Source organism: Nitritalea sp., assembly GCF_054166705.1.
In genome coordinates this window covers 67686-86483 of record NZ_JBSZCV010000007.1, presented here as the reverse complement: position 1 = coordinate 86483, position 18798 = coordinate 67686, and the positions used below count along the sequence as shown (strand labels likewise).

General features: G+C 50.4%; 12 protein-coding genes. 8 read left to right on the top strand and 4 right to left on the bottom strand.

Features of this window, described 5'->3' with window-relative positions:
• Positions 1-69 precede the first annotated feature (69 nt).
• Genes ACXIT9_RS03685 through accC form a run of 3 tightly spaced genes read right to left on the bottom strand, consistent with a single transcriptional unit; the run spans position 70 to position 3447 of the window.
• Complete coding sequence (locus tag ACXIT9_RS03685; RefSeq protein WP_458054898.1) at positions 70-669, bottom strand: Maf family nucleotide pyrophosphatase; 600 nt, start codon at positions 667-669, stop codon at positions 70-72.
• Entirely contained in the window at positions 666-1937 is a 1272-nt protein-coding gene (locus tag ACXIT9_RS03680) for a DUF1015 domain-containing protein (RefSeq protein ID WP_458054897.1), read from the bottom strand. The genes ACXIT9_RS03685 and ACXIT9_RS03680 overlap by 4 nt, the downstream gene beginning before the upstream one ends.
• A gap of 4 nt (positions 1938-1941) precedes the next feature.
• Positions 1942-3447, bottom strand: coding sequence for an acetyl-CoA carboxylase biotin carboxylase subunit (gene accC / locus ACXIT9_RS03675; RefSeq protein WP_458054896.1), 1506 nt, complete (start codon positions 3445-3447; stop codon positions 1942-1944).
• 210 nt (positions 3448-3657) lie between these two features.
• On the opposite strand from accC, the gene ACXIT9_RS03670 reads away from it, so the two are divergent.
• Together ACXIT9_RS03670 and ACXIT9_RS03665 are read left to right on the top strand one after the other, a co-directional pair.
• Entirely contained in the window at positions 3658-4908 is a 1251-nt protein-coding gene (locus ACXIT9_RS03670; RefSeq protein WP_458054895.1) for an aminotransferase class I/II-fold pyridoxal phosphate-dependent enzyme, read from the top strand.
• Positions 4909-4998: 90 nt separating this feature from the next.
• Positions 4999-5178 (top strand): hypothetical protein, encoded by a 180-nt coding sequence (locus ACXIT9_RS03665; protein WP_009055066.1) that lies wholly within the window; start codon positions 4999-5001, stop codon positions 5176-5178.
• Positions 5179-5318: 140 nt separating this feature from the next.
• Here ACXIT9_RS03665 and ACXIT9_RS03660 read toward each other — a convergent pair whose 3' ends face one another.
• A complete protein-coding gene (locus tag ACXIT9_RS03660; RefSeq protein ID WP_458054894.1) occupies positions 5319-7196 on the bottom strand; it encodes a M1 family metallopeptidase in 1878 nt (625 codons plus the stop codon).
• Positions 7197-7387: 191 nt separating this feature from the next.
• Between ACXIT9_RS03660 and ACXIT9_RS03655 the strand changes: the two genes are divergently transcribed.
• The 6 genes from ACXIT9_RS03655 (at position 7388) to ACXIT9_RS03630 (ending at position 18706) form a co-directional block, all read left to right on the top strand.
• A complete protein-coding gene (locus ACXIT9_RS03655) occupies positions 7388-10543 on the top strand; it encodes a VPS10 domain-containing protein (protein ID WP_458054893.1) in 3156 nt (1051 codons plus the stop codon).
• A gap of 152 nt (positions 10544-10695) precedes the next feature.
• Positions 10696-11556, top strand: a complete 861-nt coding sequence (locus ACXIT9_RS03650; RefSeq protein ID WP_458054892.1) for a helix-turn-helix domain-containing protein — start codon at positions 10696-10698, stop codon at positions 11554-11556.
• Between the two features lie 169 nt (positions 11557-11725).
• Entirely contained in the window at positions 11726-13090 is a 1365-nt protein-coding gene (locus ACXIT9_RS03645) for a TolC family protein (protein ID WP_458054891.1), read from the top strand.
• Positions 13091-13093: 3 nt separating this feature from the next.
• Entirely contained in the window at positions 13094-16234 is a 3141-nt protein-coding gene (locus ACXIT9_RS03640; RefSeq protein ID WP_458054890.1) for an efflux RND transporter permease subunit, read from the top strand.
• A gap of 4 nt (positions 16235-16238) precedes the next feature.
• Entirely contained in the window at positions 16239-17321 is a 1083-nt protein-coding gene (locus tag ACXIT9_RS03635; RefSeq protein WP_458054889.1) for an efflux RND transporter periplasmic adaptor subunit, read from the top strand.
• A 521-nt stretch (positions 17322-17842) separates the two neighbouring features.
• Positions 17843-18706: a hypothetical protein gene (locus ACXIT9_RS03630; protein WP_458054888.1), complete on the top strand. Its 864-nt coding sequence runs from the start codon at positions 17843-17845 to the stop codon at positions 18704-18706.
• The last annotated feature ends 92 nt before the right edge of the window (positions 18707-18798 follow it).

The following is an 18798-nucleotide window of genomic DNA, read 5'->3' as shown; positions in this document are numbered from 1 at the left end:
GCCACTCTTTAGAAAAAGGAGTGGCCTTTTTATGGACTAGCGCTCGTTTCCCTGGCCCGGTAACCCTTTCTACTTGCTGAGCAGTCTAAGCAGTGCAGCGTAGACGCGGTGTACAGGGAGCCCCATGACGGTGTAAAAGGAGCCATGGATAGCCTTTACGCCGATATGCCCGATCCATTCTTGGATGCCGTAGGCCCCTGCTTTGTCATAGGGGCGTGCCGTTTCGATGTAATAGGCGATTGCTTCCTTCGTAAGAGGGAGCATCTCCACCTCCACCTCGTCGGCTTCGGTGTGTAGCTGACCGGCATGCAGCAGGCTAAATCCGGTGCAGACCGTATGCGGCTTTCCGGAAAGTAGCTGAAGCATTTCTTTTGCTTCAGTCGCGTCAGCGGGTTTATTGAGAATCGTATGGTCGGCGATGACGACCGTGTCTGCGGTAAGGACGATCTCGTTTTCTGCCACCGACTCCATGAAGGCACGCCCTTTTTTTTCTGCCAAGTAGGGGGCCACCTGTAGGGCTGGAAGTGTCTTAGGGAAATCTTCTGCTGTCTGAAGGGTCCTTACACTGAAGGGAAGGTGCAGTCCGGCGAGGAGTTCCTTTCTTCTGGGGGATCCAGACCCTAAAATCAGGGAGTAGCGACTCAGTTGTTGATGTAAAACTTCTCTCATGGTGTATCCGGTTCTAAAGAAGCGAAAAGCAAGCCTGAAATGGTTTTGGGGAAGAAGAAGGTGCTTTTTTGGGGTAAGGTATGGCCACTATGGCAAACGTCTAAAACCTCCTGCATACTGATTTCTTTTGTGATAAAAGCAACTTCAGGGCCTTTGGCTGCTGCCTCGTAGCAGCGGTTTAGACTGCGCTCATAACGTAGATGTGTAGAGGTGCGCTGTTCTTCCATAGGCATTCCTAGTGCCTTTTCGAAGGCAAAATAATGGAGGATGCTGAGGTCTAACTTTTTCACTTTTTCTGGCCAGGTAGGGTGGGTGTACTCCCAGAGCGCTTCCTTCAGGCGGATTTTATAGGCATGCTGTGCCGTCACCAGGCCGAAGGCAAAGGGCCGCTGCAGGATAAGTTCTTCCATTTCAGTTTTATCGTGCAGGAGCCGGATGTGGAAATAAGGGCTCAACTTTTCTAGGAGCAATTCCTCCGGAAGGAAGTTGGTCCACAGCCGATGGGTAGGCAGAATACGCAGGTCAGGGGTGTGTGCATTTGTCAGGTACATGAGGTGGTAGGAAGCGGCAGTTTTTTCTTCTGGGCTGGCCGTAGGGTCTGCTGCCAGTTCGTTTTTAAAAGCGATAGCGCTTTCTAGCCGATGGTGTCCATCGGCGAGGATAATTTTTTTCGAGCGCATGAAGCGGCAGATTTTAGCGATTTTTTCGGGATCGCGGATCACGCCGAGCACTTCACGTACGCCCTGATAGTCTTCGACATCGAGCAGTGGGTGTTCCATCGCTTCGCTGGCATACGTGTCCAAGATGCCTTCGGGATCCTCGTAGAGCCCATGTGTAGGGCTGGCCTGAAGCTTCGTGGCCCGCAGCAGCCGCAGCCGATCTTCTACGGCATGCGTGATGGTGTTTTCATGGCGGAGGATTTGGCGCTCTTCCCAGTCATAGGCCTTGATATGGGCGATGATGCCTTTTCGACAGGACTCTTTCCGCTGACCGGGCAGGGTGAAGTACTGGTAGTACACGTAAATGCCGGGCTTCTCGTCCTGAACGATAATCTCTTCTGCCTTCCATCGGGCCAGTGTTTGGGCGGCATCCTGTTCGGGATTTTCGCCACGCGGTACGGAGAGATGAATGCTGTTATTTGGGTTTTGGTACAGAGCCTCTCTTTGTCTCGGAGAGACGACATCAAAAAGAGGAGACAATAGCTCCTCTATAGATGCATGAAGGCTTGGATGGTATCTCCAAGCCTTTAGGGGAATAATTTCTGCCATACAGTTAGCGTAAACGGCTTTTCCAGTTGGATCGCACACGCGAGCTGCCGTTTTGTGTGGTGTTAAAATGACGAATAGACTGTTTTTTCTCTTCTATGACGTGGACGGCCAGCGCTGCTAAAAGTTTCTGTTCGTCCTCTGTCCAGTCGGGATCTAGCTTGTCCGGAGTGAAGTATTTTTCGATAAACTTGGTGTCGAATTTTCCGCTACGAAAGACCTCATGCTTGAGAACGAATTTACAGAAAGTGAGCGTCGTTTCGATGCCGCTAATGCTGTAGTCGTTTATGGCTTGGATCATTTTTTCGATCGCCTTTTCCCGAGTCTCATCATGCACAATGAGCTTAGAAATCATCGGATCATAATAAATCGGAATTTCCATGCCCTCTTCGAAGCCATCGTCCACACGTATGCCCGGACCGAAAGGTCGTCTATACGTGGTCAGCGTTCCGATATCCGGTAGGAAGTTGTTTCGAGGATCCTCTGCATATACGCGTACCTCGAAGGAGTGGCCGTTTATTTTCAGGTCCTCCTGTGTAAACGGAAGGGGATTGCCTTCGGCAATGTGTATTTGCTCCTTCACCAGGTCTTTACCGGAGATCATCTCTGTCACGGGGTGCTCTACCTGCAGGCGCGTATTCATCTCTAAAAAGTAGAAATTTAAGTCTTCATCGACGATGAACTCCACCGTTCCCGCACCATAGTAGTTGCAGGCCTTCGCTACTTTCACAGCAGCTTCTCCCATGGCTTTGCGCATTTCTGGAGAAACCACCGGTGAAGGCGCTTCTTCGATGACCTTTTGATGTCTTCGCTGCACGGAGCACTCTCTTTCGAATAGATAGACAATGTTTCCATGGGTATCTCCGAGCACCTGGATTTCGATATGTTTCGGGGAGGTAATAAATTTTTCGATGAAGACAGCTCCATCGCCGAAAGCCGACTGTGCTTCAGAAATGGCACGCTGCATTTGCTCTTCGAACTCTTCTTCCGCTTCTACGATACGCATCCCTTTACCACCACCTCCGGCACTGGCCTTCACTAAAATCGGATAGCCGATTTCTTTGGCGAGCGCCTTTGCTGCGGGGATGTCTGTGATGGCATGATCTGTTCCGGGTACCATGGGAATGGCATACTTGCTCACGGCGTTTTTGGCAGCGAGCTTGGAGCCCATCACTTCGATAGCTTCCGGGCTTGGTCCTACGAATATAAGGCCGGCATCGGTAACATTTTTAGCGAATGTGGCGTTTTCTGATAGAAATCCGTAACCCGGGTGAATCGCATCCACTCCCAGCTCTTTACATACTTCGATGATTTTATCCCCGAGCAGGTAAGACTGTGAAGAAGGAGGAGGTCCTAGGCATACAGCCTCATCAGCGAATTTGACGTGCGGCGCATGGCGATCAGCTTCCGAATACACGGCAACGGTTTTGATGCCCATTTCTTTGGCCGTTCGCATGATACGCAAACTAATTTCTCCGCGATTAGCGACAAGAAGCTTCTTTATCTTTCCCATTAAGTTTTTGGTTGCTTTAATTTACTTGGCTTACGAATTAACTAAATAAATGCTGATTAAGAAAAGATTTTCGCAAAAAAGGTGGGAATTTTGTGGATGCAAGTGATTTATGTTAATTTCGCCGAGTTAAACGGTCGAATTCGCCCATGAACTGCTGCTTTTTAGGAACAGCGGTCTTTAATGCATGTGAAACTTAAACGTTTTAAAAAATTGGATTTATTTGATAAACTAAAGACTAATTTAGGTCCCTTAGGCAAGCACTCTGAGCTTTCAGAAGGTTATTTTATGTTTCCTAAACTCGAGGGAGAAATCGCTCCCCGCATGCAGTTTAAGGGAAAAGAAGTTTTGACCTGGAGTTTGAACAACTATCTCGGCTTAGCCAATCACCCTGAAATCAGAGAGGCGGACGCTGCTGCTGCTGCTAAATGGGGTGCCGCCTACCCGATGGGTGCTCGCATGATGTCCGGTCAGACGGACTTACACGAGCAGCTGGAGCGAGAGCTGGCCGAGTTCGTGGAGAAAGAATCAGCTTACCTGCTCAACTACGGTTATCAGGGTATTATGTCTGTTATCGATGCGCTTTTAGACCGAAAAGATGTCGTCGTGTACGATGCAGAATGTCATGCCTGTATCATCGATGCCCTACGTATGCACCTAGGTAAGCGCTATGTGTTTCCGCATAACGATATCGAAAACTGTGAGAAACAGTTGCAGCGTGCCACTAAGCTGGCCGAAGAGCAAGGGGGAGGCATCCTTCTGATTACGGAGGGCGTATTCGGGATGACTGGAGATCAAGGGAAAATAGCGGAGATCGTAGCACTGAAGAAAAAATATAATTTCCGCCTGCTCGTAGATGATGCACATGGTTTCGGGACCATGGGGAAAACTGGTGCCGGCACATGCGAAGAGCAAGGGGTCCAAAAAGAGGTAGATCTGTATTTCTCTACCTTCGCTAAATCCATGGCTTCTATCGGAGCTTTTATAGCGGGTGATGCTCCTGTTATTCATTATTTGAAATACAACATGCGTTCCCAGATTTTCGCGAAGTCATTGCCGATGCTGCTGGTTGAGGGTGCGTTAAAACGCCTCGAATTACTGCGCACACGTCCAGAGCTGAAGGACAATCTTTGGAAGGTGGTGAATGCGCTGAAGTCGGGCCTAATCGCTAAAGGCTTTAGTATTGGCAATTCCAATTCGCCTGTAACCCCAGTAGTGCTAAACGGTACCGTAGGGGAGGCTGCCACGCTAAGTAAAGACTTACGGGAAACCTATAACATTTTCTGCTCGGTGGTAATTTATCCTGTAGTGCCTAAAGGCATGATTATTCTACGGCTAATTCCGACAGCGGTGCACACCCTAGAGGACGTGGAAGAAACCATTACCGCCTTTGAGGCCATCAAGAACAAGCTTTCTAGCGGCTATTATAAACAAACAGAACTCGCGATGTCATTTGGCGAATAGAAAAAAAACTCAAAAAATGCATGCATTTTGTGTAGAGTTTTACTTACTTTAATGCAGCATTCATGAACATCAACCTAAAATTCAATTTTTATGAACAGATTTAACGAAATTAAGGAGTTAGTATTGAGCCTTGAGGCTGATTTTGAGAAGTTTTACGACAAGAAAAATCAAGCAGCGGGTACACGCGTTAGAAAAGGGATGCAGGACATCAAAAATCTAGCGCAGGACATTCGTAAAGAAGTACAAGATATTAAAAATGCGGAAGGTTGATAAGCTATTTCCTTTAGGTTAAATCTTTATACCGTATACGCACAAACTAAAAAAGGCCAGCTATATTTTACAGCTGGCTTTTTTGGCTTTACGGAATTCCTCCCCATTTTTCTCCTGGAAAATGGGGAGGAATTCTTTACTTAACGTTTATCTTCTACAGCACCTCCGATTAAGAACACATTATTCTCTCGATTGGTATCTGCAAGGCGTAAGCTCGGGTCGATCTCTACTTTTTCGATGTTCGTAAAGTCACGATCGATCGTGATGGTTTTTTCAGTATTCGTCCATGGCCAGCGCTCGGTGTGCACACGCTTGGGCTTGCCTGCCTCCTCGGGCTTGTCACCGCGCTGAATGACAAGGGGCAAATATACCGTCTCTTGAGAACCATCTTTATAGGTGACCACGATGTCTAAAGGCATAGGCATCAGCCCTACGCGTTCTAATGCGATAGAGGTCTTGCCGGGCTCGGAAGCTGGCGTTACCGCACGGATTCCGTAATCTACGGATTTCGTGGAGGCCACGAAATAATCTAAATACCAGTCTAATTCTAGGCCGGATACTTTTTCCATCACGCGGATCACATCATTTCCGTTCGGATGCTTGAACTGCCAGTCATTCCATAGGCGAAGCATGCCCTTCTTGAAGTTTTCCTGCCCGATGATATAAGCCAGCTGCTCCACGAAAACGGCACCTTTCGAATAAGTACCAGCTCCATAGGCTGCATTAAATTGATAATGATCTGCATGTGTGGTTAAAGGCTCCTCTCTTCCAGAGGCCGCTAAGCGGAAATAGCTTCCATAATTTCCTCCTTGGATAAAGCTACTTTCGTCCCCTTTGTCGAAGACGGCATTCATGACCACGTTCGTACCCCAGGTTGTAAAGCCTTCATCGAGCCATGGCTCTGAAGATTCATTAAAGCCCAGAACGCCGTAGTACCACATATGAATCAACTCATGCACCGTTACACCGACGAGGCTGCGCAGGTTGCGATGGCCTGTGACCAATGTAGCCATAGGGTATTCCATTCCACCATCACCCCCTTGGATGACACTAAACTGCTTATACGGATAGGTGCCAAAGTTCTCGGACATATAGGCGATCGCATCTACGGTGTAAGGTTTCAGCTTGGCCCAGTTTTCTGCTGTCTGCTCATTTTTCACATATAGGAAGTGCACCATCGGCCCGCCATTCTCCATTTGGACCTTTTCATGCGTATAATTCGGGTCCGCTGCCCACATAAAGTCATGCACATCGGGAGCATGAAAGTGCCAAGTCAGGGTTTTGCCGCTAGGCTTAGGCACCTGAATGCCAGCATCCTCATAACCATGGCCGATTTCATTCGCATTTTTCAGGTAGCCGGTACCTCCTACGGTGTAGTCCTTATCGATGGTGATTTTCACATCGAACTCCCCGAAGTTGCCATAAAACTCACGTCCGATGTAGGGATTCGCATGCCAGCCCCGCACATCATAAGCTGCCATTTTCGGATACCACTGTGCCATGGAGTAGCGGATGCCCTCACGATTATCACGTCCGGCACGACGAATCTGTAAAGGGACCTGTCCTTCGAATTCCATATCGAACACCACGGTCTGGCCGGGTAAAATGGGCGTGGTCAGGTTCACCTCCAAGATCGTTTCCACATGCTCGAAAGGCACCGGCTGGCCATTCATGGAGAGTTTTTCAACCTGCAGGTAGCCGATTTCATCAGCTTTTAAGTTGGCGATGCGGTCCATCACGCGGCGGTCAGGATCTCCTATGGTGCGGGAGCGCACATCCATCATGCTGCCCGGCTGGAAGGCATTATAATATAAATGATAAAAAGCACGGGTTAGCGTGTCGGGAGAGTTATTTGTATACGCTAGCTGTTGGGTACCGCGGTAGCGGTTGGTTTCCGTATTCATGGTGACGTCCATGTCGTACTTCACACGCTGCTGCCAGCGTTCCACCTGCGCTTCTGCCAGGGAGATACAGGCCATCAGCCAAAGGGCTGCTCCTAAAATCACATTTCTCTGCATGATTAGCTTCTTTTTTTGCCATAAAATAAAGCAAATTTAAGTATCCCCCAAAACCAGTCCTGTAATTTGCTGCTTTTGTTTTGGCCCCTGGCCCGCAGGCACCCATTTATCCTCCTATTTTTCCTTTAAATAAAAAGCGATAGGCTGCTGGCAAAAGAATCGTCTTTTTTGATAGTAAATTTTAAAAGAATATGATGAAAAGTTTCTACCACAGCTACGGCCACTACTGGAAGGCACTTTGGCTGCTGCTCCTTTTTGGGGGCTTCGCCCAAAGTATCCACGCCCAGCAAGGGGTCGACCTGGACCTTTTTGCGCCGATGAAGGCGCGCGCCATAGGGCCCTCTGCCATGAGTGGACGTATCACCGCCATCGATGCGGTGCACGCGAATCCGAATATCATCTACGCAGGGGCGGCCTCGGGCGGGATATGGAAGTCTACCTCAGGAGGAATCACCTGGGAGCCGATTTTCGATGAGGAAAAAGTGCATAGCATCGGGGCTATCAGCATTTATCAGAAAAATCCAAACATCATCTGGGTGGGTACGGGCGAAGGAAATCCGCGTAACTCACTCAACCTGGGCTATGGCGTGTACCGGTCCTTAGATGCGGGGGAGACCTGGGAGCTGATGGGGCTAGAAAAGACGCGTGCCATCCACCGGATTATCGTGCATCCAGACGATCCGAACACGGTCTATGTGGGCGCGATCGGCTCTCCGTGGGGCACGCAGGAGGAACGCGGCGTCTATAAAACCACCGACGGGGGAAAAACCTGGGATAAAATTCTTTACGTGGATGAAAAAACTGGTGTGGGCGAGATGATCATGGATCCGAATAATCCGAATAAGCTATTCGTTAACATGTGGGAACACCGGCGCTATCCCTGGTTCTTTACTTCCGGAGGGGCTTCTTCTGGCTTATATGTGACCATCGATGGTGGAGACAACTGGAAGCGCCTAGACGATAAAAATGGGTTACCGAAAGGGGATCTCGGCCGGATGGGCTTAGCCATTTCCAAGGCCAATTCCCAAAAGGTGTATGCGCTGGTGGAGTCCTCCAAGAATGCGCTTTATGTTTCGCAGGATGGAGGAAAAAATTTCCGTATGGTGAATGACAAGCCCGAAATCGGAGATCGTCCATTTTATTATTTTGAGATTTTCGCTGATCCGAAGAACGAGGATCGCCTCTACACCTTGTACTCGCGCGTCGGGATGAGTGAGGATGGAGGCCGTAGCTTCCGTCAGCTCCTCAGCTACAGCGGCGTGCACCCGGATCACCATGCCTGGTATATCCATCCGGAGGATCCTAAATTTATGATCGATGGAAACGATGGTGGGCTGAACATCACTCGGGATGGGGGTAAGACCTGGTACTTTGCCGAAGGCCTTCCCGTAGGTCAGTGGTACCATGTGAATGTAGATAATGAATTACCTTATAATATTTATGGCGGCCTTCAGGATAATGGCAGCTGGGTAGGCCCTTCCTACGTGTGGCGACGCGATGGGATTCGCAATACCTACTGGCAGGAACTCATGTTCGGCGATGGCTTCGATGTGGTGCCAGACCCGGAAGATTCGCGCTATGGCTATGCCATGTCGCAGGGCGGAAATGTGGCGCGCTACGATAAGGAAACAGGCCAAAAGCGCGTGATTCGCCCGACGCACCCGGATAAGGATGTGTTTTTACGTTTCAACTGGAACGCGGCGATCGCGCAGTCTCCACATGATGCGGCCACCATCTATTATGGCAGCCAGTTTCTACATAAAAGTACAGACCGTGGGGAAACGTGGGAAATTATCAGCCCAGACCTAACCACAGATGATCCTGAGAAGCAAAAGCAGCAGGAAACGGGTGGCTTGACCTTCGACATTACAGGTGCTGAAAACCATACGACCATCCTAGCGATCGCGCCAAGCCCTGTGGATCCGGATGTGATCTGGGTAGGGACCGATGATGGCAATGTGCAGGTGACGCGTGATGGAGGCAAAACCTGGACGAATACGAGCATGAATCTGCGCGGCCTGCCGAAGGCGAGCTGGATTCCTCAGCTGCAGGCGAGCCGTTACGATGCGGGCGAAGCATGGGTGGTAGCGAATAATTACCGCAATAATGATTTTAGTGCTTACGCCTACCGCACGAAGGATTTTGGGAAGACCTACGAGCGTATCGCGGATGATGCGAAGGTCTGGGGCTATACCTTAAGTATTTTACAGGATCCTGTCGAGCCGAACCTGGTGTTTTTAGGAACTGAGTTTGGACTCTATGTGAGTTTCGATGGGGCGAAAAACTGGCAGCAGTGGCGCCATGGGTACCCGAAGGCGGTCTCTACCTATGATATGGTCATGCAGGAGCGCGAGTCCGACTTGGTCATCGGCACCTTTGGGCGTTCGCTGTATGTGTTGGATGATGTGAAGCCGCTACGTGTCCTAGCGGCGAATGCGGGTAAATTGCCTGCGGCAAAGTTGACGGCTATTCAGCCTAATGACGCCTATCAGGTGTCGATCGATCAGCCGCATGGTGAGCGCTTTATGGCAGATGCCAAATACGCCGGGGAAAACAGATCTTTCGGTGCACCGATCCAGTTTTTCTTCCATGACGATGCGAAAAGTAAGCCAGATACGGTTAGCATTGAGCTAGTAGCTGCTTCTGGTGAGGTGATTCGCACCTTTAAAACGGTTCCACGTAAGGGCTTGAACCGGGTGGTCTGGGGCATGGATCGGAAGGCCAGTGTGGAAACGCCAAGCCGCCGCCCACGCCGTGGTTTCTATGAGGCCGGCGGTGGTCCTGCGCTTCCAGGTACTTATACGGTGCGCATGCAGTACGGTGAGGAGCAGGCAGAGACATCTATTCGCTTGTTTTCAGATCCACGGACGGATCCGCAGCAGGCAGACCTGATCGCCCGAGACCGTTTCATCCAAGAGACCGAAGCCTTAAGTGCCGAGGTGATGGAAGTGATGGGCCATATGGGAGAAATGCGCGCTGCCGCGCAAAAGGTTCTGGACTTCGTGAAAGACGGCAGTTCGGAGGAGCAGAAGGCGCTGGCGAAAGCGGCCAAAAACCTGCAGGAGGCTATGAAAGCCGTGAATGAGGCCTTTTACGGTCCATCCCGTGAAGGGCAGGGTATCGTGCGCAACTTATTCCCGACGACGATGTCGCACCTAAGTGCACCGCGTCGCTATGCTTCCTCCTCGATCGGAGCGCCAGGAGCGACCGAACAGCGCTTGTTAGACCACGCGCGTGAGGCCGTAGCCGAGGCGATGGAAGTCTACACACGTTTTGTAGAGGAGGAGTGGAAGCCTTTCGAGCAGCAGGTGAATGCCAGCAAGATGCAGCTAGAGCCGATCTTTTAAGGCTTTAAAGGAGTAACTTTATGTGTAAGAAAAAAGCAGCCCAAAAATTTTGGGCTGCTTTTTTTATTCCGCACTTTTTGTGGAAGGGAGGGGCTGGCTTTTACTTTCTATGAGCAAGCAGTGCCTCTTATAAAAAGGGCTATGGATTTTACATGAAAAAGCTGCATCTTGTGTCCAACATGCAGCCAGATTCGCTTATTCGGACCATCAACAAGCTTGAAAGTCAGGAACTCTTTAAGATTTCCCGCTTTAAGCCACTGATTAAGAAAACCAGGCCACATACTCATGAGGGGTATTATGAGCTTATTTACCTGGCAGAAGGAGAAGGCTTTCACTGGGTGGAGACTGAGAAATTTCAAATAAAAGCCCCAGATGTATTCTTTTTAAAGCCGGGTCAGTTGCATTTCTGGCAATTTACCTCTATACCTAGTGGCTTCGTTTTGATGTTTAAGGAGGCCTTTATAGATCCCTTAAAGGAAGGGCGGCTACTTCAGCAGGTGCAGCAGCTTGGAGCTATCACCCGCTTGGCAGACTGGAAGGATCCTGTGGTAGCGCCGATTTTGGAAGATATTTTGCGTTACGCGCAAAGCCCCACACCGCAGCAGGAGGTCCTGATTAAGGGCTATCTCGCTGTTTTATTAGCCAAATTAGCGATTCAGCTGCAGGCAGGGGAACAAGTGGGTAGAGAGCAGCCCCTCTGTGATCGCTTTCTCAGCCTACTTGCCACGCAGCAACCGCCGCTGCACCGGGTAGCAGCTTATGCCGAATTACTCCAGACCTCGCCTCAAAACCTGAATCAAGCTTGCAAAAAGAAAACAGGGAGTACAGCTTCCGAGCATATCAGCGCACAGCTTATTTTAGAAGCCAAGCGGGCGATTTTACATACAGATCAAAACATCAATCAGATCGCTGATTATTTGCTATTTAATGATGCTTCCTATTTCGTCAAGTTTTTTAAGAAGCATACCGGCGAGACACCGCATCAGTTTCGAGCGCGCTATTTTGGGGACTAGATAGCCGGATATAGCGCGGAAAGGCGGGGAATCGTTCTCGGAATCCTGTTTCGGGAAGGCCAAGACTTTCATTTTTACCATTTTGCGCCTTGATTTTACCATAAGCGCTGGGTTAGGTTGCTGTATTTTTGTGCATGCTGTTGGTTCCCCTAGCATGTATGAAATACACATGATAAACACCTTTCTAAAAACGAGTCTACTCCTGCTGCTAATGGTCAGCTGCTGCACTTCCCTCCACGCCCAAGGGGAGCTGGCACGGCTGGTAGAAATTAGTACGAACTATTATCCGGAGTTGCGCGCCAGGGGTTTCGAGTTGGAGGCCGCGCGCCGTCAGGTGCAGTATGAGCGCTCCGATAGGCTACCTACTTTAGATGGCTCCTATCAGATGATTTATTCCACGAATAATAACATTACGGGAATGTTTTTACCGAATTTGGTTTTGCCGATTTCTGGTCCACCTGTGCTGGAAAATTCCTTCGACATGGTCTTCGGTTCGGCAGCCTCCCTGTTGATGAACTGGACACCGATCACATTTGGGAAACGGGCGAGTCGCATTCAGACGGCCACCTACCGCCAAGCCTTGGCGCAGCAGGAGCAGGCTTTGACTCTTTTAGAACATCAGGTGCGGTTTATAGAGGCCTATCTCAACTATTGGGCGGCGGTCGCTTTGGCGGAGGCTGCCGAAAAAAACAAGGAGCGCTATGCAGATAACCGGAACCTTTCGCGTGTGCTGGTGGAAAACGGTTTACGTCCTGCCGTCGATTCTGCACAGTTTCATGCATTATATGCGCGTTCGGCGATTTCCTTTCTGCAGGCACAAAGTCACGTGGCGGCTAGCCGTGCCCGGGTTCGTGAGCTGCTGGGAGATGATGCGCAAGCCATCGGCATCGATAGTGCTTTATTTCGGGTATTGGGAAAACAGGCGGAGCTAAGCACAGTAAATCACCCCCTGCTGCAGCGCTCTCGTACCCAAACGCAGCTAGCACAGTCTCTTCAGACGGAGCTCAATCGCTCGCTGCTGCCGGATTTGAATTTTTGGGCTACGGCCTTTGCGCGCGGCTCCTCCATTCTTTTTGAGGGAGGCTTTGACTCGCCCACGGATGGCTTGGCTTTTTCCAAATACAATTATGGGATGGGCTTTCAGGTGGTACTTCCGCTACTGCAGTTTTCCCGCACTTCCAAGCTTATGCAGCGTCAAAAGGCAATGATTTCAGCGGCAGAGGCGTATGAGTTGCAGGTGGAACGGGCGCTGGAAAAGGATAGGACAGTGGCGGTAGCTACCCTCTCGCATGCTGTGGAAGCGGCCAGCATCGCGCCTGCCTATGTGGAAGCTGCCGAGTACAGCTTTCGGGCTTTACAGGCGAATTATGATGCCGGCCTGCTGCATGCGAATGAGTTGATCCAAGGACAAGCGGACTTGGCTAAAGCGGAGGCAGACTACATCGAAATGAAAGTAGAAATGTGGAAGGCACTTTTGTATTTCGCTGCGGTGCGTGGCGATGTCACCGTTTTTTTATCCTCTTTACAAGAATAAGCTATGCAATTAATAGACGGAGCCCTTCGCAAACCCATTACTGTCATGGTCGCCCTGCTGGCCATCGCGGTCTTCTCTTATTTGGCTATCCGTTCCATGAAGATCGACATTTTCCCGACATTCGGCCTGCCGACCATCTATGTGGCGCAGCCTTATGGAGGACTGTCTCCAGATCAGATGGAGTCCTTTGTGACGAATTATTACGAGTATCATTTTCTGTATGTGACAGGCGTAAAAGCGGTGGAGTCGAAGTCGGTACAGGGGAATGCGCTTATCAAAATCATTTTTCATGAAGGGACAGACATGAGTCAGGCAGCAGCTGAAGTGGTCGGGTATGTGAATCGCTCTCGTGCTTTTATGCCTCCCGGAACAGTACCGCCCTTTATTACGCGCTTTGATGCCGGCTCTGTGCCGGTGGGGCAATTGATTTTTTCCTCGGAGACACGCACCTTAGGGGAGATTTCCGATCTCGCGCTCTTTAATGTGCGTCCTATGTTTTCTACCTTGCCGGGAGTTTCTGCGCCGCCACCCTTCGGGGGGAGTGCGAAGTCAGTAATCGTGAGGCTTGATCCTGAAAAAATGCAGCGCTATGCCTTTAGTCCCGATGAGGTGGTAGCAGCGCTGGCGAAGTATAATGTGATTAGCCCAGCTGGTAATTTACGCCAGGGAGATGAGATGCTGCTTACGCCAACGAATGCGGTGGCGGAGAGCATCACGGATTTTGAAAATATTCCGCTGACCCTAGGACATGGTGCAGCCGTTTATTTAAAAGATGTGGCTGAGATAGCGATAGCCTCTGATGTCACCACAGGTTATGCACTTGTTAATGGAGCCCGTTCCGTGTACATTCCCGTCACAAAGCGTGCCGATGCTTCCACTTGGGAGGTGGTCAAAAATGTAAAAGCAGCCTTACCTCGCATGCAGGCTGCCATTCCGGAGGATATTCAGGTGTCGTATGCCTTCGATCAGTCAGGCTATGTGATTTATTCGCTGCGCAATGTGCTCTTTGAGGGTGGCCTAGGCGCCCTGCTGACAGGGTTCATGATCTTTCTTTTTTTAGGAGACCGCAGAGGAGCCCTAATCGTGGTGCTTACGATCCCCATCGCTTTGTTGAGCTCGCTTATTCTGCTGAAGCTCGTCGGTCAGACGGTAAACATTATGACTTTGGGCGGCTTAGCCCTCTCTATCGGGATCTTGGTGGATGAGGCCACTGTTACGATCGAAAATATCCACCGACATATGGAAATGGGTAAAAAGAGAGTGCCCGCCATAGTCGCGGCCAGTAAGGAGATCGTGACGCCTAAGCTTTTGATCCTGTTTAGCATCCTGGCTGTATTTGCGCCGGCATTTTTTATGTCGGGCGTACCGCAAGGGATGTTTTTACCCATGGCGCTGGCTGTAGGTTTTGCCATGATCGCTTCCTTCCTGATTTCGATGACTTTGGTACCGGTCTTGGCCATTTGGCTCATGAGCGCGAAAGGTGTGGAAGCCGAGTCACCGCGATTTGATCGTTTCCGGGCACGCTACTTGCGGCGTCTGGAGGCCTTCGAGAATCATCACGTTAGAACGCTTTCGCTTTACTTTTTCGTCGCTACGGGAATTTTTATTGGGGGATTCGCCCTTATCGGCTTGGATATCTTCCCGAAGGTGGATGCCGGCCAGGCAGTCGTTCGCTTACGACTGGAGACAGGTACCCGCTTAGAGCGCACGGAGGAAGCCACCCAAAAGCTCTTGGCCCTGGCAGAAGAGGTGGTGGGGACCGGAAATATAGACATCAGCTCGGCCTTTGTAGGCACACAGCCTTCCAGCTTTCCGGTCAACTTGATTCACCTTTGGACCAGCGGTCCACACGAATCTGTTACGCGGATTAATTTAAAAAAGCATGCCGGCATTCGCATAGAGGAGTTTAAAGAGCGGCTGCGTGCGCGGGTGCGTGAGGAGATGCCCGAGGCAAAAATTTCTTTCGAGCCAGGGGACTTAGTCGATCAGGTGCTCAACTTAGGAGCAAATAATCCAATAGAGGTAGCCATTTTAGGAAAAAATCTAGGCAGTTCCTATGCTGTCGCCCGGGATTTGAGCCAGCAGCTGAGCGGGGATCCAGCCTTTCGGGATGTGCAGGTGGCCACACCGCTGGATTATCCGACCTTAAAAGTCAACATTGACCGGGTGAAGGCGGGGCAGCTGGGGCTCACCGTGCAGGAAATTTCGGAGGCTCTAGTGACGGCCACCTCTTCCAGCCGATTTACAGCGCCCAATTACTGGCGCGACCCAGAATCAGCAGTAGCGTATCAGGTGCAGGTCGAGTATCCACAGTATTTGGTAGCGAATCAGTCGGATGTGGAAATGGTGCCCATCACCAGCCGTGGTGGACAAAAGGTGTTTTTGCGCGATGTGGCGCAGTTTGAGACCTTGAAAACACCTGCTGCCTATGAGCGCCTAAATCAGCAGCGCTATGTAACGGTGACAGCGAATATCCATGCGACCGATTTAGGCTCAGCCGTAAAGCGTCTGGATACAGCCATCGAGGCACTGGGAGATTTGCCAGCAGGGGTGGAAATCGTCCAGAAAGGGCAGGTAGATTTGCTCGGTCAGACAACTCGGGAGCTGCAGCAGGGGCTTTTCATCGCCATCGTGGTTATCCTGCTGATGCTGGCAGCGAGTTTTCAGTCCTTTCGCTCTGCGGCCGTCATCCTGATTTTAGTACCTGCGGTGGTGGGTGGCTCCTTGGTATTTCTTTTGCTCACCGGACATACGCTAAACATCCAGTCCTACATGGGGATGATCATGGCAGTAGGGGTGGCGGTGGCCAATGCCATCTTGTTCGTCACACGAGCAGAGGATTTACGCAAGTCTGGATCCTCTCAGGCCTATCGTTTAGCGGCAGAAGACCGCGTGCGGCCCATACTCATGACCAGCCTGACCATGATTGTCGGAGTAAGCCCTATGGCATTGGGCTTCGGCGAAGGCGGTGATCAAATCGCACCGCTTGGAGTAGCGGTTATCGGCGGCCTGTTGTTTTCCCTGTTTAGTACATTATTTTTCCTGCCTTTGGTCTATCATCATCTGGTAGGAAAACGCCCCTATCAAAGTCCTTCTCTTCACCCAACAGATACTGGCAGTGTTTATTTCCAAGATAATTCCTGATCGTATGCAGCAGTCTTTTTACTCCCTTTTCACGTTCCTACTTCTCCTGCCGCTGATGGCTTGTCAGGGAGATGCCCCTCAGGAGGATGCCCCGGAGGAGGTGCGTGCTGCCTTTCTTCTGAAAAAGGAAGCAGTCGCTATCGAACTTCGGCTTCCTGCCGAGCTTTTGGCTTATGAGCGTGCCGAGCTCTTCACGAAGGTAGATGCCTATGTGCAGCGTGTGCATGTGGATATCGGAGATCGGGTGAAAAAGGGACAGGAGCTCCTGTTACTGGATGCTCCTGAGGTAAATAGTAAAACAGCAGAAGCTGAAGCACGGCTTTTGGAGGCGGAGGCACGCTACCGCGCTTCGGAGGATCAGTACCTTCGGACACTGCGTGCTTCTCGTACGGAAGGCACTGTGGCGGAGGCGGCACTCACCTCTTTAAGGGGTAATTTTCAAGCCGACAGCGCGCATTGGCAGGCGGCCCGGCTCTTAGCCCAGAGCTACCGGGAGCAGCAAGACTACCTGCGGATACGCGCACCTTTTGATGGTATCGTAACGGGGCGGTCGGTAGATCCTGGGGATTTTGCTGCCCCTCGACCTGAAAATGTGTTGCTGATTGTGGAGCATCCTGATAAGTTGCGCGTGCGTGTGCATGTTCCGGAGGCGTACGTGCAGGCCCTTCCTGACTCGGAAACGCTTGCCTTTCAGGTGGACGGCTTGCGCCAAAGTGAATTTACGGCGAGACTGGCGCGCAAATCGGGTAGCATCCATCCGCAGACGCGCACTGAAATCTGGGAATATGAATTCGAAAATAAGGAAGGCCACTTATTACCCGGTATGTATGCGCAGGTGGACCTTCAGTTAAAGCGAGCAGAGGAGTCTTTCGTGGTGCCGACTGCTGCAGTGGCCACGACCTTAGAACGGAAATTTGTGATCCGAGTGCGTGATGCCGCCTTGGAGTGGGTGGATGTGCGCACGGGGATTTCGAAAGGAGGCAGAACAGAGATTTTCGGTAATTTAGCTGCAGGAGATATTTTACTCAGCAGGGCTTCCGATGAGCTTAAAGCGGGTCAGCAGGTAACGATTGCCATGGAGGAGTGAGGCCTTGTGGATAAAAGATAGTGAGACCCCATCTAGTGCTAGTTCACTCCGAAAGGTGCAGCCTAAAATTTTTGGGCTGCTTTTTTTATTCGTCCTCTTTTGTGGGCGGAAGGGCGGTACTTTTACAGCGGGCAATAGATAATTGCCCTATGCGCGCTAGGTGCTTCTATGTATTGTTCGGTGAAAGTAGCAGCCAGAAATGTTGCGTAAACTTAATTTTTTTGTCATGAATCATGTACAACTTCGTTAACTTAATTTTTTTTTCTTATGCAAATACTACATGAAAATGAGCTGCAAGATATCCATGGTGGAATCCTTCCGCTTCTAGTACTCGCTGGTGCCGCACTTCTTTTGTCTAGTTGTGAAAACAATAAGCAAACAGGTACGAATCAACCGGGGTCAAGTTCGGTCAATGTGAACTGTACAGACTGCACGGTTACTGTAACAGTAGAGCGTGGTCATACTTCTAAATAATGTTTCATTTGAGCTGCCGAAAGGCAGCTCACTAATTTCTTCATGCTATGCGTAAATTAATGTTTTTATCTGTCTGGGTGGCCTGTGTTGCTTGTAAGGAGCATGTGCCGAGTACGTATACAATCAATGAGCGGCAAGAGCTGGTTCTCGATGTACGTGCCTCGGGAGGAGCAGCGACCCTGTCTTTCGCCACGGACTCGGAGGTGACGCTTATTCAACAGGATTTCGTCGAAAGACAGGGCTTAACTCCGCATCGTCAGACGCGTATGAATGGAATTCCTAGCGATGTGGTCTATTTACTTGATTTTCAGGTGGGAGGTGTTCGCTTAGATTCTGTGGAGGCAGTAGTCGCTAAAGCCGAAAATGGATTTTTCGATTTTACGGCTTATGATGGCGTACTGGGCTTACATGTTATTCAGGAATTAGCTTGGCGTTTCGATCAACAAACGCGAGAGGTTACGGCGCAAAGGCGCGAAGTGCAGGCGCCAGCGGGTGCGGTTACCTTGGCCTATGAAACCTCCGGGGCTCCGGGCTATATGGTGGTGGAGCTAAAAGATCCTTCCGACCGTCCCCTGCGGGCTCAGTTTAGTTCCCGTAATGCCAGTTTGTTAAGCAGGGTTTTGCCACACACGGAGGAGCACTTGGAAGAATCCGAGGCACATGCGCAACAAGAGGCAGGTTTGCATCTAGCTTCTGCAGCGGCACTTGCTTTGGAATGTAAGGAGGAAACTGTGTTGGATTACCCTTTTCTGGGTCAGCGCATAGCAGAAGCACTTCTAAAGGAAATAGAGGGAGATTTTGAAACTGATGTCCTTTTAGGGAATCAAATCATACGAGAGTCTTCCCTCTTTATTTTGGATCCATTTCAGCGTAAGCTCCACATCGCCTTTCCCGAGCAGGGTACTGAATAGCCGGTGCTGAGCTGTTAGCTGTCCAGCGATGCCTGCTAATGCTTACTTCTGCTAGCACTTCTTACGAGAAGTGCTAGCAGATTTTAGAGGAA